22 protein-coding genes, 1 tRNA gene and 1 pseudogene are annotated in these 24696 nt (G+C 70.8%); 12 read left to right on the forward strand and 12 right to left on the reverse strand.

The features are described from left to right. Positions 1 to 2 precede the first annotated feature (2 nt). Entirely contained in the window at positions 3 to 2798 is a 2796-nt protein-coding gene (gene topA, locus AC5Y4Z_RS07790) for a type I DNA topoisomerase (protein WP_499962313.1), read from the forward strand. 9 nt (positions 2799 to 2807) lie between these two features. Here the strand turns inward: topA and AC5Y4Z_RS07795 are convergent, their stop codons facing one another. Further along, positions 2808 to 4406 carry an adenylate/guanylate cyclase domain-containing protein gene (locus AC5Y4Z_RS07795; RefSeq protein ID WP_499962315.1) on the reverse strand — a complete coding sequence of 533 codons (1599 nt, stop codon included), beginning with the start codon at positions 4404 to 4406 and terminating at the stop codon, positions 2808 to 2810. Between the two features lie 155 nt (positions 4407 to 4561). Here AC5Y4Z_RS07795 and AC5Y4Z_RS07800 point away from each other — a divergent pair, with 155 nt between their 5' ends. Continuing rightward, a complete protein-coding gene (locus AC5Y4Z_RS07800; protein WP_499962317.1) occupies positions 4562 to 5767 on the forward strand; it encodes a DNA polymerase III subunit delta' in 1206 nt (401 codons plus the stop codon). Between the two features lie 45 nt (positions 5768 to 5812). Continuing rightward, positions 5813 to 5888: transfer RNA gene (locus AC5Y4Z_RS07805), tRNA-Thr, on the forward strand. 14 nt (positions 5889 to 5902) lie between these two features. On the opposite strand, the gene AC5Y4Z_RS07810 is transcribed toward AC5Y4Z_RS07805, so the two are convergent. Then, positions 5903 to 7711: a hypothetical protein gene (locus AC5Y4Z_RS07810; protein ID WP_499962319.1), complete on the reverse strand. Its 1809-nt coding sequence runs from the start codon at positions 7709 to 7711 to the stop codon at positions 5903 to 5905. Here AC5Y4Z_RS07810 and AC5Y4Z_RS07815 point away from each other — a divergent pair. Next, on the forward strand, positions 7677 to 8621 hold the full coding sequence (locus AC5Y4Z_RS07815; RefSeq protein WP_499962321.1) for an NAD-dependent epimerase/dehydratase family protein: 945 nt from the start codon (positions 7677 to 7679) through the stop codon (positions 8619 to 8621). The genes AC5Y4Z_RS07810 and AC5Y4Z_RS07815 overlap by 35 nt on opposite strands. On the opposite strand, the gene AC5Y4Z_RS07820 is transcribed toward AC5Y4Z_RS07815, so the two are convergent. From AC5Y4Z_RS07820 to AC5Y4Z_RS07830, 3 genes are read right to left on the reverse strand one after another with little or no spacing between them, the layout of a single operon-like run. Next, a complete protein-coding gene (locus AC5Y4Z_RS07820; protein WP_499962323.1) occupies positions 8618 to 8959 on the reverse strand; it encodes a DUF2304 domain-containing protein in 342 nt (113 codons plus the stop codon). The two genes, AC5Y4Z_RS07815 and AC5Y4Z_RS07820, sit on opposite strands and share 4 nt — an antisense overlap. Further along, on the reverse strand, positions 8956 to 9654 hold the full coding sequence (ppgS, locus tag AC5Y4Z_RS07825; RefSeq protein ID WP_499963273.1) for a polyprenyl-phospho-N-acetylgalactosaminyl synthase PpgS: 699 nt from the start codon (positions 9652 to 9654) through the stop codon (positions 8956 to 8958). The genes AC5Y4Z_RS07820 and ppgS overlap by 4 nt, the downstream gene beginning before the upstream one ends. 24 nt (positions 9655 to 9678) lie before the next feature. Continuing rightward, entirely contained in the window at positions 9679 to 10923 is a 1245-nt protein-coding gene (locus AC5Y4Z_RS07830) for a hypothetical protein (protein WP_499962325.1), read from the reverse strand. 55 nt (positions 10924 to 10978) lie between these two features. Between AC5Y4Z_RS07830 and AC5Y4Z_RS07835 the strand changes: the two genes are divergently transcribed. Then, positions 10979 to 12061, forward strand: a complete 1083-nt coding sequence (locus tag AC5Y4Z_RS07835; protein ID WP_499962327.1) for a DUF475 domain-containing protein — start codon at positions 10979 to 10981, stop codon at positions 12059 to 12061. Here AC5Y4Z_RS07835 and AC5Y4Z_RS07840 read toward each other — a convergent pair. Continuing rightward, positions 12058 to 12546 (reverse strand): inorganic diphosphatase, encoded by a 489-nt coding sequence (locus AC5Y4Z_RS07840; protein WP_499962329.1) that lies wholly within the window; start codon positions 12544 to 12546, stop codon positions 12058 to 12060. The two genes, AC5Y4Z_RS07835 and AC5Y4Z_RS07840, sit on opposite strands and share 4 nt — an antisense overlap. A gap of 114 nt (positions 12547 to 12660) precedes the next feature. On the opposite strand from AC5Y4Z_RS07840, the gene dacB reads away from it, so the two are divergent. From dacB to hpt, 4 genes are read left to right on the forward strand one after another with little or no spacing between them, the layout of a single operon-like run. Next, positions 12661 to 14046, forward strand: a complete 1386-nt coding sequence (gene dacB, locus AC5Y4Z_RS07845; protein ID WP_499963275.1) for a D-alanyl-D-alanine carboxypeptidase/D-alanyl-D-alanine endopeptidase — start codon at positions 12661 to 12663, stop codon at positions 14044 to 14046. Continuing rightward, positions 14043 to 15089: a zinc-dependent metalloprotease gene (locus AC5Y4Z_RS07850; protein WP_499962331.1), complete on the forward strand. Its 1047-nt coding sequence runs from the start codon at positions 14043 to 14045 to the stop codon at positions 15087 to 15089. The genes dacB and AC5Y4Z_RS07850 overlap by 4 nt, the downstream gene beginning before the upstream one ends. Then, a complete protein-coding gene (tilS, locus tag AC5Y4Z_RS07855; RefSeq protein ID WP_499962333.1) occupies positions 15068 to 16039 on the forward strand; it encodes a tRNA lysidine(34) synthetase TilS in 972 nt (323 codons plus the stop codon). The genes AC5Y4Z_RS07850 and tilS overlap by 22 nt, the downstream gene beginning before the upstream one ends. 27 nt (positions 16040 to 16066) lie before the next feature. After that, positions 16067 to 16645 (forward strand): hypoxanthine phosphoribosyltransferase, encoded by a 579-nt coding sequence (hpt, locus tag AC5Y4Z_RS07860; RefSeq protein WP_499962335.1) that lies wholly within the window; start codon positions 16067 to 16069, stop codon positions 16643 to 16645. A gap of 7 nt (positions 16646 to 16652) precedes the next feature. Here hpt and AC5Y4Z_RS07865 read toward each other — a convergent pair whose 3' ends face one another. Further along, the gene (locus tag AC5Y4Z_RS07865) at positions 16653 to 17360 is read right to left on the reverse strand and encodes an SIMPL domain-containing protein (RefSeq protein WP_499962337.1); all 708 of its coding nucleotides are present in this window, start codon (positions 17358 to 17360) and stop codon (positions 16653 to 16655) included. A 30-nt stretch (positions 17361 to 17390) separates the two neighbouring features. On the opposite strand from AC5Y4Z_RS07865, the gene AC5Y4Z_RS07870 reads away from it, so the two are divergent. The 3 genes from AC5Y4Z_RS07870 to AC5Y4Z_RS07880 all read left to right on the forward strand — a co-directional run bounded on the left by AC5Y4Z_RS07870 (position 17391) and on the right by AC5Y4Z_RS07880 (position 20033). Beyond that, positions 17391 to 18278: an SCO6745 family protein gene (locus AC5Y4Z_RS07870; protein ID WP_499962339.1), complete on the forward strand. Its 888-nt coding sequence runs from the start codon at positions 17391 to 17393 to the stop codon at positions 18276 to 18278. Positions 18279 to 18510: 232 nt separating this feature from the next. Continuing rightward, positions 18511 to 18810: a PE family protein gene (locus AC5Y4Z_RS07875; RefSeq protein WP_499962340.1), complete on the forward strand. Its 300-nt coding sequence runs from the start codon at positions 18511 to 18513 to the stop codon at positions 18808 to 18810. An 8-nt stretch (positions 18811 to 18818) separates the two neighbouring features. Further along, positions 18819 to 20033 (forward strand): PPE family protein, encoded by a 1215-nt coding sequence (locus tag AC5Y4Z_RS07880; RefSeq protein ID WP_499962342.1) that lies wholly within the window; start codon positions 18819 to 18821, stop codon positions 20031 to 20033. A 14-nt stretch (positions 20034 to 20047) separates the two neighbouring features. On the opposite strand, the pseudogene AC5Y4Z_RS07885 reads toward AC5Y4Z_RS07880, so the two are convergent. From AC5Y4Z_RS07885 to AC5Y4Z_RS07905, 5 genes and pseudogenes are all read right to left on the reverse strand, one after another. Beyond that, positions 20048 to 21088 (reverse strand): annotated as a pseudogene (locus AC5Y4Z_RS07885) (DUF222 domain-containing protein). Between the two features lie 55 nt (positions 21089 to 21143). After that, the gene (locus AC5Y4Z_RS07890; protein WP_499962344.1) at positions 21144 to 21431 is read right to left on the reverse strand and encodes a CDGP domain-containing protein; all 288 of its coding nucleotides are present in this window, start codon (positions 21429 to 21431) and stop codon (positions 21144 to 21146) included. Between the two features lie 46 nt (positions 21432 to 21477). Next, complete coding sequence (locus AC5Y4Z_RS07895) at positions 21478 to 22491, reverse strand: zinc-binding dehydrogenase (RefSeq protein ID WP_499962346.1); 1014 nt, start codon at positions 22489 to 22491, stop codon at positions 21478 to 21480. Beyond that, positions 22491 to 23687, reverse strand: coding sequence for an LLM class flavin-dependent oxidoreductase (locus AC5Y4Z_RS07900; protein WP_499962348.1), 1197 nt, complete (start codon positions 23685 to 23687; stop codon positions 22491 to 22493). The genes AC5Y4Z_RS07895 and AC5Y4Z_RS07900 overlap by 1 nt, the downstream gene beginning before the upstream one ends. Further along, positions 23681 to 24646, reverse strand: a complete 966-nt coding sequence (locus AC5Y4Z_RS07905) for an alpha/beta fold hydrolase (RefSeq protein WP_499962350.1) — start codon at positions 24644 to 24646, stop codon at positions 23681 to 23683. The genes AC5Y4Z_RS07900 and AC5Y4Z_RS07905 overlap by 7 nt, the downstream gene beginning before the upstream one ends. Between the last annotated feature and the right edge of the window lie 50 nt (positions 24647 to 24696).

The raw sequence follows: 24696 nt of genomic DNA on the forward strand, positions 1-24696 counted from the left end.
AGTTGGCTGACCTAGAGGACCGCGTCAGCGGCGGAAATGGGAGCCGTCGGCGACTCGTGATCGTCGAGTCGCCGACCAAGGCGCGCAAACTGGCCGGTTACCTGGGCTCCAGCTACATCGTCGAGTCCTCGCGCGGACACATCCGCGACCTGCCCCGCGCCGCGGCCGACGTGCCGGCGAAGTTCAAGTCCGAGCCCTGGGCGCGGCTGGGCGTCAACGTCGACGCCGACTTCGAGCCGCTCTACATCATCAGCCCGGAGAAGAAGCACACCGTCAGCGAGCTCAAGGGGCTGCTCAAGGACGTCGACGAGCTGTACCTGGCCACGGATGGTGACCGCGAGGGCGAGGCCATCGCCTGGCACCTGCTGGAAACCCTCAAGCCCAACATCCCGGTCAAGCGGATGGTCTTCCACGAGATCACCGAGCCGGCGATCCGCGCGGCCGCCGAGCACCCCCGCGACCTGGACATCGACCTGGTCGACGCCCAGGAGACCCGCCGCATCCTGGACCGGCTGTACGGCTACGAGGTCAGCCCCGTGCTGTGGAAGAAGGTGGCGCCCAAGCTGTCGGCGGGCCGGGTCCAGTCGGTGGCCACCCGCATCATCGTGCAGCGTGAGCGCGACCGCATGGCGTTCCGCAGCGCGTCCTACTGGGACATCGTCGCCCAGCTCGACGCCAGCGTGTCCGACCCGCAGGCGCAACCGCCCACCTTCACCGCGCGGCTGACGAACGTGGATGGCCTGCGCGTGGCCACCGGCCGCGATTTCGACTCGCTGGGCCAGCTGCGCAAGGCCGACGAGGTGACGATCCTCGACGAGGCGGCCGCGACCGAGCTGGCCGCGGGCCTGCGCGGCGGCCAGCTGTCGGTGGCGTCGGTGGAGGAGAAGCCCTACACCCGGCGGCCGTACGCGCCGTTCATGACGTCGACGCTGCAGCAGGAGGCCGGCCGCAAGCTGCGGTTCTCCTCGGAGCGCACGATGAGCATCGCCCAGCGGCTCTACGAGAACGGCTACATCACTTATATGCGTACCGACTCGACGACGCTGTCGGAGTCGGCGATCAACGCCGCGCGCACCCAGGCGCGCCAGCTTTATGGCGAGGAGTACGTCTCGCCCTCGCCGCGCCAGTACACCCGCAAGGTGAAGAACGCGCAGGAGGCGCACGAGGCGATCCGGCCCGCCGGGGAGACGTTCGCGACCCCGGACGCGGTGCGCCGCGAGCTCGACGGCGATGACTTCCGCCTCTACGAACTGATCTGGCAGCGCACGGTGGCCTCGCAAATGGCCGACGCGCGCGGGACGACGCTGAGCCTGCGGATCAACGGCGAATCCAATGGCCGGCAGGTCGTGTTCTCGGCCAGCGGCCGCACCATCACGTTCGCCGGCTTCCTCAAGGCCTACGTGGAGACGGTGGACGAGCTGGCCGGCGGCGAGGCCGACGACGCCGAGCGCAGGCTGCCGCAACTGACCGAGGGGCAGCGGCTGGCGGCCCTCGAGCTCACCCCCGACGGCCACGCCACCAACCCGCCGGCGCGCTACACCGAGGCGTCCCTGGTCAAGGCCCTCGAGGAGCTGGGCATCGGCCGCCCGTCGACGTACGCGTCGATCATCAAGACGATCCAGGACCGCGGCTACGTGTACAAGAAGGGCAGCGCGCTGGTGCCCTCGTGGGTGGCGTTCGCCGTCACCGGTCTGCTGGAGCAGCACTTCGGCCGGCTGGTCGACTACGGCTTCACCGCGGCGATGGAAGACGAGCTCGACGCGATCGCCTCGGGGCAGGAACGACGCACCGACTGGCTCAACAACTTCTACTTCGGTGGCGAGCACGGGGTGGCGGACTCGGTGGCCCGCTCGGGTGGGCTGAAGAAGCTCGTCGGGGTCAACCTGGAGGGCATCGACGCGCGAGAAGTCAACTCCATCAAGGTGTTCGACGACGCCGAGGGCCGCCCGGTCTACGTTCGGGTCGGCAAGAACGGGCCGTACCTGGAACGGGTGGTGACGGGCGACGACGGCGAGCCCACCCCGCAGCGGGCCAACCTCAACGACTCGCTGACCCCCGACGAGCTCACGCTCGAGGTGGCCGAGGAGCTCTTCGCCACCCCGCAGGAGGGCCGCCCCCTGGGCGTGGACCCGGAGACCGGTCACGAGATCGTCGCCAAGGACGGCCGGTACGGCCCGTACGTGACCGAGGTCCTGCCGCAGCCCGAGCCGTCCGCCGACTCCAACGGCGAGCCCGCCAAGAAGGGCAAGAAGGCTTCGGCCAAGGGCCCCAAGCCGCGAACGGGTTCGCTGCTGCGCAGCATGGACCTGCAGACGGTCACCCTCGAGGACGCGCTCAAGCTGCTGTCGCTGCCCCGGGTTGTCGGCACGGACCCCGAATCCGGCGAGGAGATCACCGCGCAGAACGGCCGCTACGGGCCATACCTGAAGCGGGGCAACGATTCTCGCTCGCTGGCGACCGAGGACCAGATCTTCGACATCACCCTGGACGAGGCGCTGCAGATCTACGCCGAGCCCAAACGCCGTGGCCGGCAGAGCGCTTCGGCGCCGCCGCTGCGCGAGTTGGGCACCGATCCGGCGTCGGGCAAGCCGATGGTCATCAAAGACGGGCGTTTCGGCCCGTACGTCACCGACGGCGAGACCAACGCCAGCCTGCGCAAGGGCGACGACGTGCTGTCGATGACCGACGCACGCGCCTCCGAGCTGCTGGCCGACCGGCGCGCCCGGGGGCCGGTCAAGCGTCCCGCCCGCAAAAGCAGCCGCCGCGCGCCGGCCAAGAAGGCCACGAAGCGCTCTTAGTAGGCGCTCCTAGACCTCGCTCGAAATCTCCTCGGCCGCAACCTCTTCGGGGGCGGCCAGTTTCACCGGCCGGGCCAGCTGGGTGGGTGCCGTGCGTCCGCGCAGCTCGACCACCTCGCCGACGTCCCAGCACAACGCCTCGGCGTCCAGCGCGCCGCTGACCGCGATCGCCGACGCCAGCACGTGGCCGGACTCGAGCTTGGCCAGCTCGGTGAGCCGCGCGGCCTCGTTGACCGGGTCGCCGATCACCGTGTATTCGAAGCGGGCCTGCGCGCCGATGTGGCCGGCGATGGCCCGCCCGGCCGACACTCCGATCCCGAACTCCGCCGAGCCGATCACCGGGAGGATCTCGTCGTGCAGCTCGCGGGCGGCAGCCAGCGCGCCGCCGGACGCGTCGGGGTGTTCGATCGGCGCGCCGAAGATGGCCAGCGCCGCGTCGCCCTGGAACTTGTTGACGAACCCGCCGTGGCGGCCGACGGTGTCGACGACCACCCGGAAGAACTCGTTGAGCAGGTGGACCACCTCGGCCGGCGGCCGCGTGGCGGCCAGCTGGGTGGAGCCGACCAGGTCGACGAACAGCACCGCGACGTCGCGCTCCTGCCCGCCCAGCTCGGTGCCGCGCTCCAGCGCCCGGCGGGCCACGTCCTCACCGACGTAGCGGCCGAACAGGTCGCGCAGCCGCTGCCGTTCGGACAGGTCGCGGACCATGTCGTTGAAGCCGGCCTGCAGCAGGCCCAGCTCGCTGGCGTCGTAGATCTGCATGTGCGCGTTGTAGTTTCCGCGCTGCACCTCCGAGAGCGCCCAGCGCAGCTGGCGCAGCGGGTCGGCGATCGACATCGCCACCAGCAGGGTGCTGACCAGCCCGATGCTCAGTGCCGCCAGCGCCAGCAGCAGGATCGGGTCGAACAACTTCTCCGGCGTCGCGTGCAGCAGCGACGCCTTGTCGGCCACCACGGCCAGCACGATCGCCAGCAGCGGCACGGCCGTGGACAGCATCCAGCTCAACAGCTGGCGCAGGATGACCCCGGGCGCCTTGACGTTCTCGGGCACGCCGCTGCGCAGGGCGGCCACGGCCACCGGCCGCAGCACCCGCTCGGACTGCAGGTAGCCGATGATCGCCGTCGCGGCGGCGCCCAGCGCGGTGGCGACCGCCACCACCGGCGCCGTGTACTTGGCCACCGACCAGCTGGCGATGATGAACACGACGCCGCCGATGCACCACGCCACCGAGCTGGTCAGCGCCCGGTAGTACGGCATGCGCAGCGCGCGGCTGCGCGCGAGTTCGGTGGCGGCCGGATCGGCGTCGGCGAGCAGGTTGTCGCGCCGCTGCCAGCGGAACACCGGCAGCAGCAGCTGCAGATTGAACATGACCCCGGCCAAAAACAGGCTGATCACGACGCTGATGAAGATCGCCAGGTTCAGCACCGGCAGGTCCTGCAGCTGGATGCGGTCCTGGGGCGGCAGGCCGTAGCGCAGGAAGCCCAGCACGAACAGGCCGCCGATGATGTCGGACTGCAGCATGCTCAGCGAGAACAGCGGCCACGGGGTGCGCACCACCCACCGGACGAACGCACTGATCCGCCCGGGCAGTGCTGCCGCGGTTGCCACCAATCCACCGTATCGGGCAGGGCGGACTCAGCGGAAAACAATAAGCATCTCGGCAAGTCGGGTGAACCTGGCGAAACGCGCCGGAAGGTAACGGAATTGTCGCGTTTCGGTGGCCGATCGGTATCTGTCCGCCGGTGTCACTAACGTTGCCCGTGATGACCGGAGTGTTTACGCGGCTGGTAGGCCAGGAGGCCGTGGTGGCCGACCTGCTGGCCGCCGCCCGCGCGGCCCGCGGTGACCCCGCTCACAGCGATGCCGACCACGGGACTATGACACATGCGTGGCTCATCACCGGCCCGCCGGGCTCCGGGCGCTCGATCGCGGCGGTGTGCTTCGCGGCCGCGCTGCAATGCACCGACGACGGCGAACCCGGCTGCGGGAAGTGCCGGGCGTGCACGACGACGATGGCCGGCACCCACGCCGACGTGCGCCGGGTGATTCCCGAGGGCCTGTCCATCGGCGTCGACGAGATGCGCGCCATCGTGCAGATCGCGTCGCGCCGCCCGACCACCGGGCACCGGCAGATCGTGGTCATCGAGGACGCAGACCGGTTGACCGAGGGCGCCGCGAACGCCTTGCTGAAGGTGGTCGAGGAGCCGCCGCCGTCGACGGTGTTCCTGCTGTGCGCGCCGTCGGTGGATCCCGAGGACATCGCGATCACGCTGCGCTCGCGGTGCCGGCACGTCGCGCTGGTGACCCCGCCGACCGACGCGATCGCCCGGGTCCTGGTGGACAGCGACGGCCTGGACGCCGACACGGCCAACTGGGCGGCGTCGGTCAGCGGCGGGCATGTGGGACGCGCGCGCCGACTGGCCACCGACGCCGAGGCCCGGCAGCGACGGGAGCGGGCGCTGGGGCTGGTGCGCGACGCGGCGACCCCGTCGCGCGCCTACGCCGCCGCCGAGGAGTTGGTGGCCGCCGCCGAGGCCGAGGCCGTGGTGCTGACCGCCGACCGCGCCGAGGCCGAGACCGAGGAGCTGCGCACCGCGTTGGGCGCGGGCGGCACCGGCAAGGGCACCGCGGGCGCGCTGCGGGGCGCCGCGGGGGCGATCAAGGACCTGGAGCGGCGGCAGAAGTCGCGCCAGACGCGGGCGTCGCGCGACGCCCTGGACCGCGCGCTGATCGACCTCGCCACCTACTTCCGCGACGCGCTGGTGGTGTCGGCCGATGCGGGCGGTGTCCAGGCCAACCACCCCGACATGGCCGACCGGGCGGCGGCGCTGGCCGCCCACGCCTCGCCCGAGCGGCTGCTGCGCTGCATCGAGGCGGTGCTCGAGTGCCGCGAGGCGCTGGCCACCAACGTCAAACCCAAGTTCGCCGTCGACGCGATGGTCGCGACGTTCGGCCAGGAACTTGGGTGACCCGACCCGCCTGCCGTAGACTCGTGCCGCCCGCCGCGCGGGCGCGCCGCCTTAGCTCAGTCGGTAGAGCGATTCACTCGTAATGAATAGGTCAGGAGTTCGATTCTCCTAGGCGGCTCCACTCTTGCCCGGTCATCACGCCGGCACGACGAACCCGACCGGCCCCGACGCCAGGCACAGCGACAGCGCGGCGGTGTTGGCCCGCACGGTGATCGCGCCCCCGGCACCGGGCAGCCGGACAAAGACGCGGTTGAGCCCGGGATGCACCGGGACCTTGACGTCGGGCCCCTCGGCGAGCGACAGCGTCATCGACCCGTCGCTGTTGGCCAGGTAGTTCAGTTCGACCGTCCAGTCGGCGGGCAGCAGCGGCCCGTCGAGGACCAGCCGCGCCGGCCTGTCCGGTTGCGCGAAGTAACCGCAGCGCGGCATCGGACCCGGCACGACGGTGCGGATCCAGTTCACCCGCGCCTTGATCAGCCGCCCCGAGCTGTCCAGCATGCGCAATCGCGTTGTGGCGGGAGCGAATTCGGGCCTGTCCCGCAGCAGGGCGAACATGTGGCTGGCCAGGTTCTGCGGCGCGGCCACCCGCTGCAGCACCAGCGGATCGACCTCCTGATCCAGCAGCGGCGCGTCCGAATCGGCATGCGCCGCAGCCAGACTCGCGCGGGCGTTCTGCAGGTAGGGCTGGGCGGGGTTGTCGCGCCAGCTGGTCAAAAACGTCGCCGTCGAATACAGGCTGCTCGCCACGAAGGCCACCGCCACACCCACCGCCACCGCGGTGCGCCTCGGTGACGCGTCGAGCCACCGCGACGCCGACCGATTCGGGGCGCACAACGCGACGGCGGCCAGCAGCGCCAGCACGACGACGAGATCCGGCAGATACCGCAGGGTCTGGGCGAGCTCCAGGGCGGTCTGCCTCGACGAGCGCATCAAATAGATCGGCACCTGACAGGCGACGGTGTAGCCGGCCGCGACCACCCACACCGGCACGATGCGTCGCTTGCGCACCAGCGACAGCGCGAACACCGCGGCCAGCACCAGCCAGCCCAGCGCCATCACCGCCGGCGGGGGCGTGGCCCACGGCGAGGCCGGCGCCCACCGGTCCCAGTGCCACGGGCCGCCGGCCAGGCCCGGCACGATGCCGTGGGTGATCGACCGCCACAGCAGGTCGGCCGTCATCGCCAGGTCGGAACTCCACCGCCTCTGGTTGACCACCGCCAGGTAGAGCGCCACCCAGGCCGCGGTCAGCGCCAGCGACGCGATCCACAGCCACCTCCCGGCCCGCCACGCCGTCAGTAGCGCCGACCCGTCGCCGCGCACGTGGCACAGCAGCGCGGCCACGGCGAAGGCGACGAACGGGATGACGGCGGCCTTCTCGAAGAACAGCAGCCCGCCCAGGTAGACCAGCGCGCCGGTCAGCGCGTAGCGCGGGTTGCCGGTGCGCACCAGCAGGACCGCGTCGGCGCACACCCACGCCAGCGCCGCCAGCATCGGCAGCGAGTTCAGCGCCGCCGCCCACCACGCGAAGCCCGGCACCGCCAGCGGGGTGAACAGCGCGAAGGTCAGCGGGATCAGCAGCGCCCAGCGCCAGCCGAGGATCACGTGCAGCGCGCGCAGCAAAGCCAGCGACGCCAGCAGCTGCAACACCACCAGGCTGACCGCCGGCCACGTCCAGTCCAGCGGCGCCAGCCGGGTGATGGCGCCGGCGACCAGGAAGGCCGCCGGCATCACGTGGCCGTCGTGGTCGTCGAAGAGGTACGACGGCGAAAGCAGCCCCTCGGTGCCGGCTTTGCCGACGAGAATCAGGTCGTCCCAGTAGAAGTAGCCGCCGAACGCCAGCACCGCGCGGATCACCAGCTGCGCCGTGATGAGCGCGGCGGCTGCCAGGGCCACTCTGTATGGTGGGCCGGTGCGCGCACTGGTCACCGGGGCAGCCGGATTCATCGGCTCGACGCTAGTCGACCGCCTGCTGGCCGACGGTCACACGGTGGTGGGCCTGGACAATTTTGCGACCGGCCGCGCGACCAACCTCGAGCACCTGGCCGGCAACCCCGCGCACGTCTTCGTCGAGGCCGACATCGTGACCGCCGACCTGCACGCCATCCTCGACGAGCACCGGCCCGAGGTGGTGTTCCACCTGGCCGCGCAGATCGACGTGCGGCAGTCGGTGGCCGACCCGCAATTCGACGCGTCGGTCAACGTCATCGGCACGGTGCGGCTGGCCGAGGCGGCGCGGTTGACGGGGGTGCGCAAGATCGTGCACACCTCGTCGGGGGGATCCATCTACGGCACCCCGCCGGTGTACCCGACCCCGGAGTCGGCGCCCACCGATCCCGCTTCGCCGTACGCCGCGGGCAAGGTGGCCGGCGAGATCTACCTCAACACGTTCCGCCACCTGTACGGCCTGGACTGCTCGCACATCGCGCCGGCCAACGTCTACGGTCCGCGCCAGGACCCGCACGGCGAGGCGGGCGTGGTGGCGATCTTCGCCCAGGCGCTGCTGTCCGGTAAGCCGACCAAGGTGTTCGGCGACGGCGGCAAGACCCGCGACTACGTGTACGTCGACGACGTGGTCGACGCGTTCGTCAAGGCCTCCGGCGGCGCGGGCGGCGGGCAGCGGTTCAACGTCGGCACCGGTGTCGAAACCTCCGACCGCCAACTGCATTCGGCGGTCGCCGCGGCCGTCGGGGGGCCCGACGACCCTGAGTACCACCCGGACCGCCTGGGCGATTTGAGGCGGTCGTGCCTCGACATCGGTTTGGCCGCAGAGGTTTTGGGTTGGCGCCCGCAGGTCGGGTTGAACGACGGCGTGCGGCGCACCGTGGAGTACTTCCGCGACGGGCCAACGGGCTAGCTCGGCGAGGGCTCCTGCGCCGAGTCCAACGCCACCGCGCGGGCCAGCCGCGCATAGCGCAGCTCGAGATCCTTGAACCGCATGTAGGTGCTCAGCGTCGTGAAGCTGAACGCCATGATCAGCGCGTAGAGCATCAGGTCGGTGCCCCGGCGCACGCCGAACCAGTGCGCGACCACCGTCGTGTCGTCGGGCCGCAACACCGCGTAGATGCCGGCGAGCACGAACAGGATGTAGCCCACCTTGACCCACGCCCGCGACCGCGCGTTGCGCCGCGACCGCAGCAGGTACACCAACAGCGCGACGATCGCCCCGATCAGCAGCACCTGGATCCAGTTCATCGTGTCCTCCCTCGCAGGAATCCGTCGAAGATGATGTTGACGCCGTTGAGCAGCGGCTGCCCCTTCGACCTCGAGTATTCGGTGTAGAGCACCTCGACCGGCTGTTCGGCGACGCGCCAACGGTTTTCGGCGATCAGCATGATGATCTCGTTGGCGTGGCTCATCCCGCTCATGGTGATGTTGAGCCCGTCGGCGACCTTCTTGTTGAACACCCGAAGCCCATTGTTGGTGTCGGTCAAGCCAAGTCGGCGACCACGGCGCGAAAGCCTGGCCGCGGTCCGCAGCACGATCCGCTTGAAGAACGGCGGCCTGCTGTCGCCGTGCCCGCCGAACCGGGTCCCGATGACGACGTCGACGTCACCGGCGCCGAGCCGGTCGATCATGGCGGCCACGTCCTTCACGCGGTGCTGGCCGTCGGCGTCGAACGTCGCGAAAACCTCTGCCCCGGGCTGCTTGCGGGCGTACTCGACGCCGGTCTGGATGGCCGCGCCCTGACCCAGGTTGATGGGGTGGCGCACCAGATGAGCCCCGGCGCGCCGGGCGATGTCGCCGGTGCCGTCGGTGCTGCCGTCGTCGACGCAGACGACATGGTCGAAGACCGAGCGCACCTCGGCGACGACCTCGCCGATGACCGCGGCTTCGTTGAAGGCGGGAATGACGATCCAGGCGCCCGGGTAATGCGATTCAGTCGACATCACTGCCCATCAGGGTAGCCACGATCAGCCGGTTGAGCGCCCGGCACGCGCCAGCGCCAGCAGATGAACCCCGATCCCCACCAGCGGGCCGCACAGCAGGCCGACGACCGTGCGCGTCGGCAGCGGCAGCGGCAACAACAGCAGCAGCCCCGACGCCAGCGTCGCGCCGACCCAGCCCAGCGCGTAGGCGCGGTGCAGCGCGGCGGCCACCGCGGCGGCGCCGGTCAGCGTCAGCATCGCGATCGCGACCGCCGCCGCCGTCAGCCACGCCAGCAGCGCGCTGCTGGCGTGGTACTGCGGCCCGAAGGCGACGCGCAGCAGCCAGGGCCCGACGACGCCGGCCGCGAGCACGCCGATCGCGCCGATCCCGCCGATCAGCGCCGCCGGCGCGACCAGGGCCCGCAGCCGGTCGCTCCGCTCGTCAACGAAATGGGCGATCAGGTTGCCCTGCATGGCGGTCAGCGGCACCAGCAGCGGCGCCCGCGTCAGCGTCACGGCCAGGATGATCACACCGCCCTGCGCCCCCAGCTCGGTGCTGGTCAACTTCAGCAGCACCGGAAACCCCATCACCAGGATCGCGCTGGCGCCGGCCGCGGTGATCGAGTGGGCGGCGCCGCGCAGGAACGTCGCGGTGCCGCCCGGCGTGAGCAGCCGGCCCACGGCGCGCGACGCGGGCGAGGCCGCCAGCAGGATCAGCCACGCCGTCGCGCCCGCCACCGTCGCCCACAAGAACCCGGTCAGGCCCCAGCCGATCACGAACGTGGCCGCGGCGACCGTCACCCGGATGACCGCGTCGGTCACCATCAGCGATCCGTACTGGGTCCAGTGGTTGGTGCCGGCCAGCATGCCCAGCAGGGTGGCGTGCAGGCAGAACCCGGCCAGCCCGACGGACAGCAGCGCTACCGACAGCCAGCGCGCCTCGACGAACACCCGCCCGCCCCACAACGGCGAGCTGGCGGCGATCACGACGGCCGCGGCCACACCGACCATCGCGGCCACGCGGAGCGGATGGGTCCGCTTGAGTGGCGCCACCTCCAGGTACTGCGCCGAGCGGACCTCCCGGGTGGTCTCCTGCAGCAGGCCGTTGGCGGCGCCGGTCACCAGGCCGAACGCGCCCCAGAACACCCCGAAGACGGAAAAGCCGCGCGGGGCCAGGTCACGGGCGGCCAGGTAGATCACCGCGTACCCGCACAGGGCGGTCAGCGCGGTCGCGGCGCCGACGCGGGCCACGCTGGCGCGCGTGACCGGCCCCGGGGAGGCTTCGGGCATCGCCACAGGATTGAAAATACCGAGCCGCTACTGTGGCGGCTGTCAGGAAGGATCCATGGCCGCGTTCCGCATCTTCGGGCTCTCGCTGTTGTGCACCGTGGCGGCTCTGGCGGCCGGGTATCTCCACGGCGGTCTCAACGCCCTGTTCCTGCTCGTCGTGCTGGCCGTCCTCGAGGTGTCGCTGTCGTTCGACAACGCCATCATCAACGCGGCGATCCTGCAGCGGATGAGCACATTCTGGCGGCAGATGTTCCTGACCGTCGGGATCCTCGTCGCGGTGTTCGGCATGCGGCTGCTCTTCCCGCTGCTCATCGTGTGGGCGACCGCGGGCCTCGACCCCGTGCGCGCGATGGACCTGGCGCTCAACCCGCCGCCGCACGGCGCGCTGGAATTCCCCGACGGCTCACCGAGCTACGAGAAGCTGATCACCTCCGCCCACCCCCAGATCGCCGCGTTCGGCGGCATCTTTCTGCTGATGCTGTTCTTGGATTTCGTGTTCCACGACCGAGACATCAAGTGGCTCAAATGGATTGAGGTGCCGTTCGCGCGGCTCGGGCGGCTCGGCCAGGTGTCGGTGGTGGTCGCCGCGCTCGCGCTGGTCCTGGTCGGCACGCAGCTGACCCACTCCAGCCACGAGCGGGCGACGGTGCTGATCGCCGGGCTGCTGGGCCTGATCGCCTACCTCGTCGTCAACGGCCTGAGCCGCGCGTTTCGGCCCGCGAGCCTCGACGCGGTGACGGCGGGTGAGGCGGCCGGCGCGGTCGGCAAGGCCGGCCTGATGCTGTTCCTCTACCTGGAGGTGCTCGACGCCGCCTTCTCCTTCGACGGGGTCACCGGCGCCTTCGCGATCACGTCGGACCCGATCATCATCGCCCTGGGTCTGGGGCTGGTGGGCTCGATGTTCGTCCGGTCGATCACCATCTACCTCGTCCAGCAGGAGACGCTGGATCGCTACGTGTACCTAGAACACGGCGCGCACTGGGCGATCGGCGCGCTGGCCGTGATCATGTTGATCTCCATCGAGCCGCGGCTCCAGGTGCCCGAGGTGTTCACCGCCTCGGTGGGCGTCGTCCTCATCGGGGCGGCGCTGGGCCACAGCGTGCTACGCAACAGGCGCGCGGCCGACTCCAGCCACTAGTGTCCTGACGCCTTGAACCGCTCCACCGAGCGCTGGATCTCCGCCTCGGCCTGGGCGCGGTCGACCCAGTCGGCCGTCTTGACGAACTTGCCCGGCTCCAAAGCCTTGTACTGCGAGAAGAAGTGCTTGATCACGTCGAGCTCGAATTCCGGGACGTCGCCGATGTCCTGGATGTGGTCCCAGCGATGGTCGCCGGCCGGCACGCACAACACCTTGTCGTCGCCGCCGGCCTCGTCGACCATGCGGAACATTCCTACCGGGCGCGCCTCGACCAGCACGCCAGGGAACAACGGCTGCGGCAACAGCACCATCGCGTCCAGCGGGTCGCCGTCCTCGCCGAGGGTGTCCTCGATGAAGCCGTAGTCGGTGGGGTAGGCCATCGAGGTATAGAGGTAGCGGTCCAGACGCACCCGCCCGGTTTCGTGATCGACCTCGTACTTGTTGCGTTGGCCTTTCGGAATTTCGATCGTCACGTCGAATTGCACCGCGCCGGCTCCTTCACGAGGGTGGGTCTTGGTAGGTCAGTTACGCCGGGCATCACCCTAGTCGAGCGCATTGCGGCCGATTCGGCAGAATGGGTTCAAACAGTCAGGAGAGTGATGGGTCCAACTCGCTGGCGGAAATCCACCCAGGTGCTCATCGGGTTGGCCGTGCTGGCGTTCGTCGCCGCGGTGGTCGCGGCGGCCACGTTTTTCACGACGGGTGGGCACGGCGCCGGGGCCGCGCACGCCCCCGTGCCGCCGCCGCGCCCGCCGACGGTCAAGGCGGGGATGGTCCCCGTCGCGGACAGCGCCGAGACGCCCAGCCCCACCGGGGTGGCCGCCGCGCTCGCGCCCGTGGCGGCCGATCCCAACCTGGGCAGGCTGGGCGGCCGGATCAGCGACGCCCTCACCGGAAAAGAGCTCTGGCAGGTGGCCGACGACCTGCCGCTGGTGCCGGCGTCGACCAACAAGGTACTCACCGCCGCCGCCGCGCTGCTGACGTTGGACCGCCAGGCCCGGATCAGCACCCGGGTGGTCGCGGGCAGCCCCAACGCGCAGGGGCCCGTCGTGCTGGTCGGGGCGGGTGACCCGGTGCTCTCGGCGGCGCCGCCGGGCGTGGACACCTGGTATCGCGGCGCCGCGCGCATCAGTGACCTGGTCGAACAGGTGCGCCGCAGCGGCGTGACCCCGACCGCGGTGCAGGTGGACACCTCGGCGTTCAGCGGGCCCACCATGGCCCAGGGCTGGGACCCCGCCGACGTCGACAACGGCGACATCGCGCCGATCGAGTCGGTGATGATCGACGCCGGCCGCATCCAGCCGACCACGGTCAACTCGCGGCGGTCCAAGACGCCGGCGCTGGACGCCGGCCGGGAGCTGGCCAAGGGCCTCGGCCTGGATCCGGCCGCGGTCACGGTCGCCACGGCGCCGACGGGGGCGCGGCAGCTGGCCGTCGTGCAGTCCGCGCCGTTGGTCCAGCGGCTCTCCGAGATGATGGAGCACTCCGACAACGTGCTGGCCGAATGCATCGCGCGCGAGGTCGCGGCCGCGATCAACCGGCCGCGCAGCTTCGCCGGGGCCGTCGACGCGGTGACCAACCGCCTGAGTACCGCGCACGTCGACACCGCCGGCGCCGCCCTGCAGGACTCCAGCGGCCTGTCCGTCGACGACAAGTTGACCGCCAAGACGCTCGACGGCGTGATGCAGGCCGCCGCCGGACCCGACCAGCCCGCGCTGCGGGCCCTGCTGGACCTGCTGCCGATCGCCGGCGGCAGCGGCACCCTGGGCGACCGGTTCCTCGACCCGGCCACCGACCGGGGACCCGCCGGCTGGCTGCGCGCCAAGACCGGCTCGCTGACCGACGTCAACTCGCTGGTCGGGGTGCTCACCGACCACAGCGGGCGGGTGCTCACCTTCGCCTTCCTGTCCAACGCCGCGGGCCCCAACGGCCGCAACGCGATGGACGCCCTGGCCACCAGGCTCTGGTTCTGCGGGTGCTCATGAGCGGCCCCTCGTCCCTGACCCTCGGCACCGCCGTCGACTGGCGGTTCGCCGCGACCGTCGGCCAGCGGCTGGCCCGGCCGGGGCCCGCCGCCAGCGACTACACCCGCCGCCAGGTGATCGACGAGCTGACGACCGCGGCCGCCAAGGCCGAACCGCCGGTGCGCGACGTCACCGGGTTGGTCACCGACGACGTGGTGCCGCCGGCCCGCATCGTCGACCGCCCGCAGTGGATCGGCGCGGCGGCCGAGTCGATGCGGCTGATGACCAACGGAAGCGAGAAGCCGCACGGCTTTCTCACCGGGCGCCTCACCGGCGCGCAGACGGGCGCGGTGCTGGCGTTCGTGTCGTCGGGGATCCTCGGCCAATACGACCCGTTCGCCTCCGCGAAGCAGGGCAGCCTGCTGCTGGTCTATCCCAACGTCCTCGCCGTCGAACGCCAGCTCCGGGTCGAGCCCGCCGACTTCCGGTTGTGGGTGTGCCTGCACGAGGTGACCCACCGCGTGCAGTTCACCGCCAACCCGTGGCTGTCCGAGCACATGTCGCGGGCGTTGGGCACGCTGACGCAGGACGTCGCGGAGGACCTCGGCCAGGTGGTGGGCCGGCTCGCCGAGTTCGTCCGCAACCGCGGCAACGGGTCGGCCGACGCCAACGCGTCGGGCATCCTGGGCCTGGTGCGTGCCGTGCAATCCGAGCCGCAGCGCCACGCCCTGGACCAGCTGCTGGTGCTGGGCACGCTGCTGGAGGGCCACGCCGATCACGTGATGGACGCCGCGGGGCCCGTCGTGGTGCCGTCGGTGGCCACCATCCGCCGCCGGTTCGACGAGCGCCGCCACCGCAAGCAACCGCCGCTGCAGCGCCTGCTGCGCGCGCTGCTGGGGCTCGACGCCAAGCTCAGCCAGTACACCCGGGGCAAGGCATTCGTCGACCACGTGGTGGGCAGGGTGGGGATGGAACGATTCAACGCCGTGTGGTCGAGCCCCGAAACGCTGCCGCTACCCCCCGAAATCGAAGACCCCCAGCGATGGATCGACAGGGTGCTGTAGGGCGGCTGCGCGCGGCCCTCGAGGCGTTCGCCCACACCCACCTCGCCGCCGAAAAGCGTTGGTGCGTGGCGCTTTCCGGCGGCCCGGACTCGCTGGCGCTCACCGCGGTCGCCGCCGCGCTGCGCCCCACCACCGCGCTGCTCGTCGACCACGGCCTGCAGGCCGACTCGGCCGCCGTCGCCGAGGCCGCCCGAAAACAGGCGCTCGAGCTGGGATGCGTTGGCGCACAGGTGCTTCGCGTGCAGGTGGGCCCGAACGGCCCCGGCGGCGGCCCGGAGGCGGCGGCGCGCACCGCGCGGTACGCCGCGCTGGGGGAGGGGCGCCGCGGCGACCCGGTGCTGCTGGCGCACACGCTCGACGACCAGGCCGAGACGGTGTTGCTGGGCCTGGGCCGCGGGTCCGGGGGCCGCTCGATCGCCGGGATGCGCCCACACGACCCGCCGTGGTGCCGCCCGCTGCTGGGGGAGCGGCGCTCGGTGACCCACGCGGCATGCGCCGAACTCGGCCTGACCCCGTGGCAGGACCCGCACAACAGCGACCGCCGGTTCACCCGGACCCGGCTGCGCCTGGAGGTGCTGCCGCTGCTGGAGGACGTGCTGGGCGGCGGGGTCGCCGAGGCGTTGGCGCGCACCGCGACCGCCGTGCGCGAGGACACCGACATGATCGACGCGCTCGCCGCGACGGCGCTGCCCGAGGTGCGCGCGGATTCGGGGCTGCGGCCCGCGGCCCTGGCCGGGCTGCCGGACGCCGTTCGGCGCCGGGTGATCCGCGGCTGGCTGCTGGCCGGGGGCGCGACCGGGTTGACCGACAAGCAGATCCGCGGCGTCGACGCGCTGATCACCGCGTGGCGCGGGCAGGGCGGGGTCGCGGTGGGCTCCGCGCTGCGCGGACAGCGATTGGTCGCGGGGCGCCGCGACGGCGTGCTGAGCCTGTGGCGGGAGCCCGTGTAGCGATTCCGCCCGCCGGCGTGGCACGCTGTGGTCGTGGCCGTGGAGCTGTATCCGGGGGACATCAAGTCGGTGCTGCTCACCGCCGAGCAGATCCAGGCCCGCATCGCCGAACTCGGCGAGGAGATCGGCAAGCACTATCGCGACAACGCCGCCGAGACGGGTCAGGACCTGCTGCTGATCACCGTGCTGAAGGGTGCGGTGATCTTCGTGACGGATCTGGCGCGCGCGATTCCGCTGCCCACACAGTTCGAATTCATGGCCGTCAGCTCCTACGGGTCGTCGACGTCGTCGTCGGGCGTGGTGCGCATCCTCAAGGACCTCGACCGCGACATCAACGTCCGCGACGTGCTGATCGTCGAGGACGTCGTCGACTCGGGCCTGACGTTGTCGTGGCTGCTGCGCAACCTGAAGAGCCGCCATCCCCGCTCGTTGCGGGTGTGCACGCTGCTGCGCAAGCCCGACGCGGTGCGCGCCAACGCCGAGATCGCCTACGTGGGTTTCGACATTCCGAACGACTTCGTCGTGGGCTACGGCCTGGACTACGACGAGCGCTACCGGGACCTGCCCTACATCGGCACGCTGGACCCGCGGGTGTACGCGGAATAGCTCTGAGCTAGTCGAGCTCCCACACCGCGGTCACCGAGAAGCTCACGGTCTGCTGGCCCGGTTCCAGCGGCACCGCCGCCATGGCGCGCGGCGGGGCCGGCGGCCCGCCCGTCGGCGCGGGGGCGGACGACTCCGAAATGGACAGCACCCGGCCCAGCCGCAGGCCGGACAACTGGGCGTACTGGTCCGCGCGGGCCTTGGCGTCGTTGAACGCCCGCGCGCGGGCATCCTTGACCAGCTGCGAGTCGTCGGCGATCGAGTAGGCGACCGAGCTGATCCGGGTGGCGTCGCCGCCGGTGCTGACGATGAGTGCCAGCAGGCGCGACGCCGCGTCGGTCGGGTGGATCTTGACCCGGATCGCGTTGGTGGCGCGGTAGCCGGTGATGGTCGCCGCGGCCGTGGGGCCGGGATTGCTGTACTGCGGCTCGAGGGTGACCGTGGTGGTGCTGATGTCCTTGCGGTCCAGGCCCGCGCCGATCAGCGCGTTGATCACCGCCTGCTGGCGATCGTTGGTCTGGTTCATCGCGGCGGTGACGTCGGGGGCGGTGAACTCGATGCCGGCCTCGGCGGTCAGCGTGTCCGGGACGCCCTGCACCTGCCCGGAGCCGACCACGGTCACCTGACGGGGATTCGCACCCGGGGCCGGCGCATCGTGCTTGTCGCAGGCCGCCGCCGCGGCGACGACGAGACCCAAGGCGAGGATGAGACGGCGCATGACAGGGACCCTATGCCAGGATTGCTTCTCATGACGCTCACACCGGCGAGAGCGCTGGCCCTGGCGATCGAGCCCTTCGCGGGGCAGGTGTACTTCGCGCCGGAATGCCACGAACGCTATGCCGCGCTCGGCTTCGGGCCCAGTCGCGGCAAATCGGGGGAAGTCGCGATGCCCGACGGCCCGGCGTACTTCTGTAGCCGCGGCTCGGTGCTGGGACAGGTGCCGGGCGAGGTGATCGCGGCGGCCTTCGCGGTGTTCAACCCGGCGGTCGTGGTGCCGGCGGTCGCCCACGGGTGGACGCTGACCGACGCCCCGACGATCTGCGCGGCACGAACCGACGGCGCGGCGCGACAGCTGCGCCGAGTGCTGGGCGCCGATCCGGACGGCCTCGGTCGTGCGCTGGAACTGCTGCGGCGTGCAACCGAGGGGTTGCCGCTGGAGGGCAAGCCGCTCTTTGCGGGTCTCGTCGCTCAGGGACTGCCGGGCGAGGCGCCGGCCGACGCCTGGCGGCTGGCCGACGAGCTGCGTGAGTACCGCGGCGATGTCCACATAAACGCTTGGACCACAGCGGGTTTCGATGCGGTGGAGATTGGCCTGCTCACCGAGCTCTACTGGGGCCTGCCGCTGCGCAGCTACACCCGCACGAGGGCCTGGACCGAGCCGGATTTCGCCGCCGCCGAGGAACGGCTCCAGTCACGTGGGCTGGTCCGCGACGGCGCGTTGACCGATGCGGGCCGGCAGGCTCGCGAGGAGATCGAGGTGGCTACCGACGAGGGCTGCGCGCCGATCGTCGCGGCACTGGGCGACGACCTCGACGAGCTGATCGGTCTGGTGGGCGGTTGGTCGCGGCAATTGCAGTCCGCGGGTGGCTATCCGGCCGCCGGGCCGCAGGACCTCGCCGCAGCCGCAAACCGCTGAACCGCAAAGCCTAGCGCGTCGCGTGGCAATCGGGTGAAAACTCATGCCGAACTCTAATCATATTGGTTCATAAGGTATTTCAGGTGGAGCACAAAAAGTTCCAGCACACACCCTTAGCCAAGTGAACAGTTAACGACCCGCCCATGAACAGGCCCACGAAGGGCTGTCCGCCCCCGCTGGGGCGGCCTAATCTCCGAAACATGTTGAGTAACCGTGATTTTGGAGGAAAAGCATGTCGATCGTGATCGCCCAGCCCGAGCTGCTGGCCGCGGCCGCCGAGGAAATGCACGCCCTCAACGCGCTGGTGTCGGCCGGCAACGCGGCCGCGGCAGCCCCGACGACCGGAGTGGTTCCCGCCGCCGCCGACGTGGTGTCGATGCTGACCGCGGCGCATTTCGCTTCGCACGCAAGGCTTTACCAGGAGGTCAGCGCGCAGGCTGCGGCGCTGCGCGAGCTGCTGGCCACCACGCTCGGCGTCAGCGCGGGTTCGTATGAGGCCACCGAAGCCGCGAACACGACCGCGGTCGGCTGACGAGAGCCATGCTGGATTTCGCTCAGTTGCCGCCGGAAATCAACTCCGCACTGATGTATGCCGGCCCCGGTTCGGCCCCGATGCTGACCGCCGCGGCGGCCTGGGACGGCCTGGCCACCGAACTGCACAGCACGGCGTCGTCCTACCGCTCGCTGATCACCGGCCTCACCGAAGGGCCATGGCAGGGTCCGGCCGCGGCCTCCATGGCGACCGCGGCCACCTCGCAAATCGGATGGCTGCACGGCACCGCCGCGCTGGCCGAAGAGGTCAGCGCGCAAGCCGGGGCCGCGGCCGCCGCCTACGAGGCCGCGTTCGCCGCAACGGTGCCGCCGCCGGAGATCGCGGCCAACCGGGCGTTGTTGGCGGCCCTGTCGGCGACGAACGTTCTCGGTCAGAACACCGCGGCGATCGCGGCCACCGAGGCGCACTACGCCGAGATGTGGGCCCAAGACGCCGCCGCGATGTACGGCTACGCGGGCGCGTCGGCGGCGGCCTCGACGTTGACGCCGTTCACCCCGGCAGCGCCCGGCACCAACCCGGGCGGGATGGCCGGACAGGCCGCCGCGGTGGCCGAAGCGATGGGGACAGCGGCGGGTACGCAGGGGGTGCCGGAGGTGCTGCGCGGCCTAGCCAGCCTGACGAATTCCCCGCCGTGGCTAGCGAATCCCGCGGCCGCGCTCGGTCTGACCGGGCATGTCTGGAACAGCAACGGCGACGGGATCGTCGTGGGCGGGCTACTGGGGGATGTCGTGGAGGGCCTCACCGGGTCGTCCACCATCGACGGCAGCACGGGCTTTGACGCGTTCATCCGGTTGGTCTCTCCGGTGCGGCTCTTTTCGACCGCGTTCAGGGACATCCACGGCCTGGCCCAGGGATTGGTGCCGCAGGCCGCCAAGGCCGCCGAGGGCGCAGCCAAGGCCGTGCAGGCGCTGCCACAAGCGGTGTCGGGCGCCGTCGGCAGCGCCGCTGGATCCGTGGGCAATGCCGTTCCGATCGGGCGGTTGTCGGTGCCTGCCGCCTGGGCGGCCGCGGCCCCGCCGGCGAGCCCGGCCGTCGTGTCGCTTAACGGCCTCGGGGCGGCCGAAGCCGCTGAGCCGGCCACGCACACAGTGGGTGGGCTGCCGCTGATGGGCGGTGGCGGTGGTCGCGGCGTGGCCCACTTCGCCGCTCCGCGATACGGTTTCAAGCCCACGGTGGTGCCGCAGGCGTCCGTCGGGGGATGACGACTCAGCCGGCTTTAGAATGGCGGGTCGTCGGGCCGCGGTGGCGGCGGTGGGGGCGGTGCCCAGTCGGGTGGCAGTTCTTCGGGCTCCCGTGGGTCGTTGACCCAGGTGCAGAAGGGACTGGCGCTCGGCGCCCCCTTCAACAGAAACAGCATGTCGCGCATGTGATTTCGAAATTTCCGGTCCGCGATCTACCCGGGCTGGTTGCTCTCGCCGCGCACGGTTTGTTCGCCGGCGATCAAGTTGAGCGCCACCCGAGGCCCGCCCCGCTCGCGCTCGGGGTCGACCGCATCGGCGGTGCAGCCGGGCTGTCCGCAGGCGCAGGCCAAATCGTGGCCCAGCGCCAGCGCCGCCAGCGCGTCGGCGCGGCGTTGGTCCAGCGTCCGCGGGTCGTTCGGGCATACCTGCCTGGCGAGTTCGGACAGCCGTCGATCGAACGCCGTCGCGGCCGTCGCCCCAACCTTGCCGAAGAGGTCCGCCATTCCGTTGTCGGTCGGAGTTATCCCGATGTGCCGGCCGTCCTCGGCGGACTCGCGGCGCTCGCGCGCGGCGTCGGGATCGGCGGCGCGCACCGCGGCGTCGACGGCGTTGACGATGCGCTGCCTCGACCAGCCGGACCATTTGCCGATGCGCGCAGCCAGCGACCGGTCGACCTTGGCGATCAACTCGTCGTCGGCGATCAAATCGGTGCGCCTGATGATCAACCGGACCGTGCGCCAATCCGTTCGGCCCTCGCCCAGCAACGCCGCGATGGCGGGTAACCGCCTGTCGAGTGCCTCGGCGTCCGACACCAGATAGCCCGCCGCCATCGGCGACAGGTTCATCGCCGCGGCCACCTCCGCGGACGTCTGCTGGTACGGGTCGATCGCCGCGTAGCCGTCCCGGCTGACGGCCCGTTCGGCGGCCTGCATCCGATGCCCCAGCAATGCCGCCACGGCCGCCATCCGCCGCGCGACCAGCACCGACTCCGCCCGGTAGGTGGACTCGACCACCCCGATGAGCGCGTCGGGTGCGAGCTCCTCGATCACCGCCGGACCGGGCACTGAGTCGAACATATGTTCGATACTACACGAGTCCGCCGGACCGGGCTTGTCGGCGGCGGATGACGGCTCAGCCGATATGTGTCGGCGGGTCGGCGAAGGTGAAGTCCGACGGGTGCTGGTCGGGGCCCAGCACCTCGCAGTGCCCGTCGGGGATCAGGTAGGAACTGGCGCCGTTGGGAATCAAGCGGGGAACCGCCACGCAACGCTGCCAGGTGCCGTCGGGCTGGACGGGCCCGTCGCACTTGCTGAGGACGGGCCCTCCGTATTGACAGCCGGCGCCGGCCGGCGGTGCCCAAGCGATCGGCCCCGCGGCCATCAGCAGGGCGGCCAATCCTCCGACGATGCCACGCTTCATGGTCGCCTCCCGTCGTGCCGGCAACCCTGACGCTACGCCGAAGCGTTCAGGGCGTCACCAGGATCTTGCAGTGCCGCTCGGGATCGGCCAGGTCGTCGAAGGCCCGGCCGACGCCGTCGAGCCCGACCTCCCCGGTGATCAGCGGGGTGACGTCGATGTCGCCCTCGGCCAGCGCGCGCAGCGACTCGCCGAACTCCTCGGGGCTGTAGGCGAGCACGAACTGCACGTTGATCTCTTTGGCGATCGCGAAGAACGGATGCACGGTGTCGGGCTGCATGCACACCCCCGCGACCACCAGGCGGGTGCCCGGCCGCGCGCGCCGCAGCACGTCGTCGATGATGCCCGGCACCCCGACGGCCTCGAACACGACCGCCGGTTTGACTGTGTCGAACGGCGAGTCCTGGGCCGGGTCCTGCGTCTCGTGGGCGCCCATGGCGGTGGCCAGCTCGCGGCGCTTCGGCGAAAAGTCGGACGCCACAACCGTTTCGACCCCGCGTGCCCGAAGGGCCGCGATGATGGCGATGCCGATCGGCCCGCAGCCGAGCACCAGCGCGGTCTCCCCGGGCGCGATGTTGGACTTGTTGACGGCATGCAGCCCCACCGCCATGGGTTCGGTCAACGCGGCATGCTTGAGGTCCAGGCCGTTGGGGATGGGCAACAGCAGCGGCGCCGAGAGCAGCATCCGCTCGGCGTAGCCCCCAATCGTGTTGTTGCTGTAAACGATCGGCTCGACGCCCGTCGTGGACAGCAGCACCGGAATCGACGTCACCATGGTGCCGGGCGGATGGGTGTCCGTGTCGGGTCCGGCCTCGAGCACCTCGGCGCTGAATTCGTGACCCATGAAGACGTCGCGGTTCAGGTCGACGCCCATGCCGCCGGCGCCGGCGGCCACCTGCGCGGTCATGGCCACCACGTCGTCCCCGTGAGCGGCGAAATGCAAGTCTGAACCGCAGATTCCGCACGCCCGCACGCCGACCAGCACCTGACCCGGTCCCGGCACCGGTTCGGGCACGTCGTCGCGGTACACCATCCGGCCGTCGCGCAATACCGCCGCGCGCATCAGTTCACCCGGCCTTCCTGCTCGCCTACGTGCTCGGTGATGGCCTTCACGACGGCCTCGCCGGCGCGGCCGATCAATTGGTCGCGTTTGCCCCTGGCCCAGTCGTGAGACGACCGCGACGCCGCGAGCTGCCCCTTGAAGTGGGGAATCACCTTGCGGGCCATCAGGTCATAGCAGTGGTAGGTCGCCTCGGGCGAGGCCCAGTCGTGGCCGAGCATCAGCAGCGTGCCGAAACCGCCCGACCGCTCGAGCAGGTCTTCGATGTGCGCGATCGCGTCCTCGGGCGCGCCGATGCAGCAATTTCCTTTCGCCGCATAGTCCGCGACGAACTCGTGCGGGGTCTGGGCGGCGCCGTCAACCTCGTTGGACAGCGGGACGAATCCCGCCGCGCCGAAGTAGTTCGCGAAATCCTGTAGCCCGTAGGTGCAGTCGTCGATCGCCTGCTCGCGGCTGTCGGCGATGTGCATGATGCTCAGCACCCGCCAGTCGGACCGGTCCGGCTCGTCGCGGCCGACCTTGGCGGCCTGCTCGCGCACCACCTCCCAGGTGTTCTCGAGCGCGGCATACCCCCCGGGCACCGACATCGACAGCGACAGCAGCGACGTTCCCAGCGCGCCGGCCAGCCGCGGCCCGGACGGCGAAATCATTGCCGCCGTGGCGATCTCGGGATAGGGCCAGGTGTACGGGCGGATGTGCAACTGCGCGTCACGCAGTGTGAACCAGTCGGAGTGGCGGTCGATGCGCTCCTCGGGCCCGGCGCGGAACAGCGCCAGGATCGCATCCAGGGACTCCTGCATCATCCGTCGTTGCTCGATGGGGTCGATGCCCATCATGTACGCGTCCGACGGCAGCGCGCCGGGACCGGTGCCGAACATGACGCGACCGCGGGTGAGGTGGTCTAGCAGCACCCAGCGGTCGGCCACCATCAGCGGATGGTGGTAGGGCAGCGAGACCACCCCGGTGCCCAGCCGGATGTGCTTGGTCCGCTCGGCCGCCGCGGCGATGAACACCTCCGGACAGGCGATCAGCTCGTAGCCGCCGGAGTGGTGTTCGCCGAACCAGGCTTCGTCGAAGCCGAGGCGGTCCAGAGCGACGACGCGTTCCATGTCGTATTCCAGTGCCACCGTGGGGGATTGGCCGACGGGATGAAACGGCGTGATGAAGACGCCGAAGCGCAGTGGAGCACTTGTCACCATTCCACTCCTTTGAGGAAGTCCAGCAGTGCCGCGTTGATCTCGTCGGGCCGCTCCTGCTGCAGCCAGTGCCCGGCGCCGTCGAGCATCACCTCACGGTAGGGACCGGAGATCACCTCCGACGCACGGTCGGTGGGAGTGAAGCCCAGCACCGGATCGGCCGTCCCGCCGATAAACAGGCACGGCACCGGGATTTTCGCGCCGGCGAGCTCGGGGGTGATCTCCCAGTTGCGGTCGAAGTTGCGGTACCAGTTCAGCCCGCCGGTGAATCCGGTGCGGGAGAATTCGGCGACGTAGTGGTCGAGCTCGTCCTGGCTGATCCAGTCCGGCAGACCGTTGGGTTCGGGAATGCGATCGGCGAAGCCTTCCGGGCCGGGGGCAAGCATCCTCAGCGCCGCGGCCTCGTCGCCGGACGCTCCCGCGCTGCCCATCATCCGGCGCATGAAACGCGCGGGATCTCCATTGAGTTCGGCATCGGCGACGCCGGGCTCCTGGAAGTACAGGATGTAGAAGAAGTTCTCGCCGAAGATCTTGCGCCACCTCGCCGTGGGGGCCGAGCGGGGGCGGGGCGTGGCCGGCACGCTGAGCGCGGCGACGGCCGCGACCCGGTCGGGGTGCAGCAGTGGGGCGTTCCACACGACCGCCGCGCCCCAGTCGTGCCCGATCCAGGCGGCGCGCTCGGCACCGACGTCGTCGAGCAGGCCGACGATGTCGGCGGTCAACTCGCGAATGTTGTAGGCCTCTATGGCATCCGGACGCGACGAGCCGCCGTAGCCGCGCTGATCGGGCGCCAGCACGTGATAGCCGGCCTCGGCCAGGACCGGGATCTGGTGCCGCCAGGAATAGGCGAGTTCGGGGAAGCCGTGGGCCAGGATCACCACGGGCGCGCCGCGATCCCCCGCCTCGATCACCCGCAGCCGCACGCCGTTGGTGTCCACTAACCGTTCGGTTGACGAAAGCACCGTCTCACCAAATCACAAGGACCCCGCACTGAGAAGGGCTCGGCGCGCCC

This window comes from Mycobacterium sp. NGS63 (assembly GCF_059812295.1).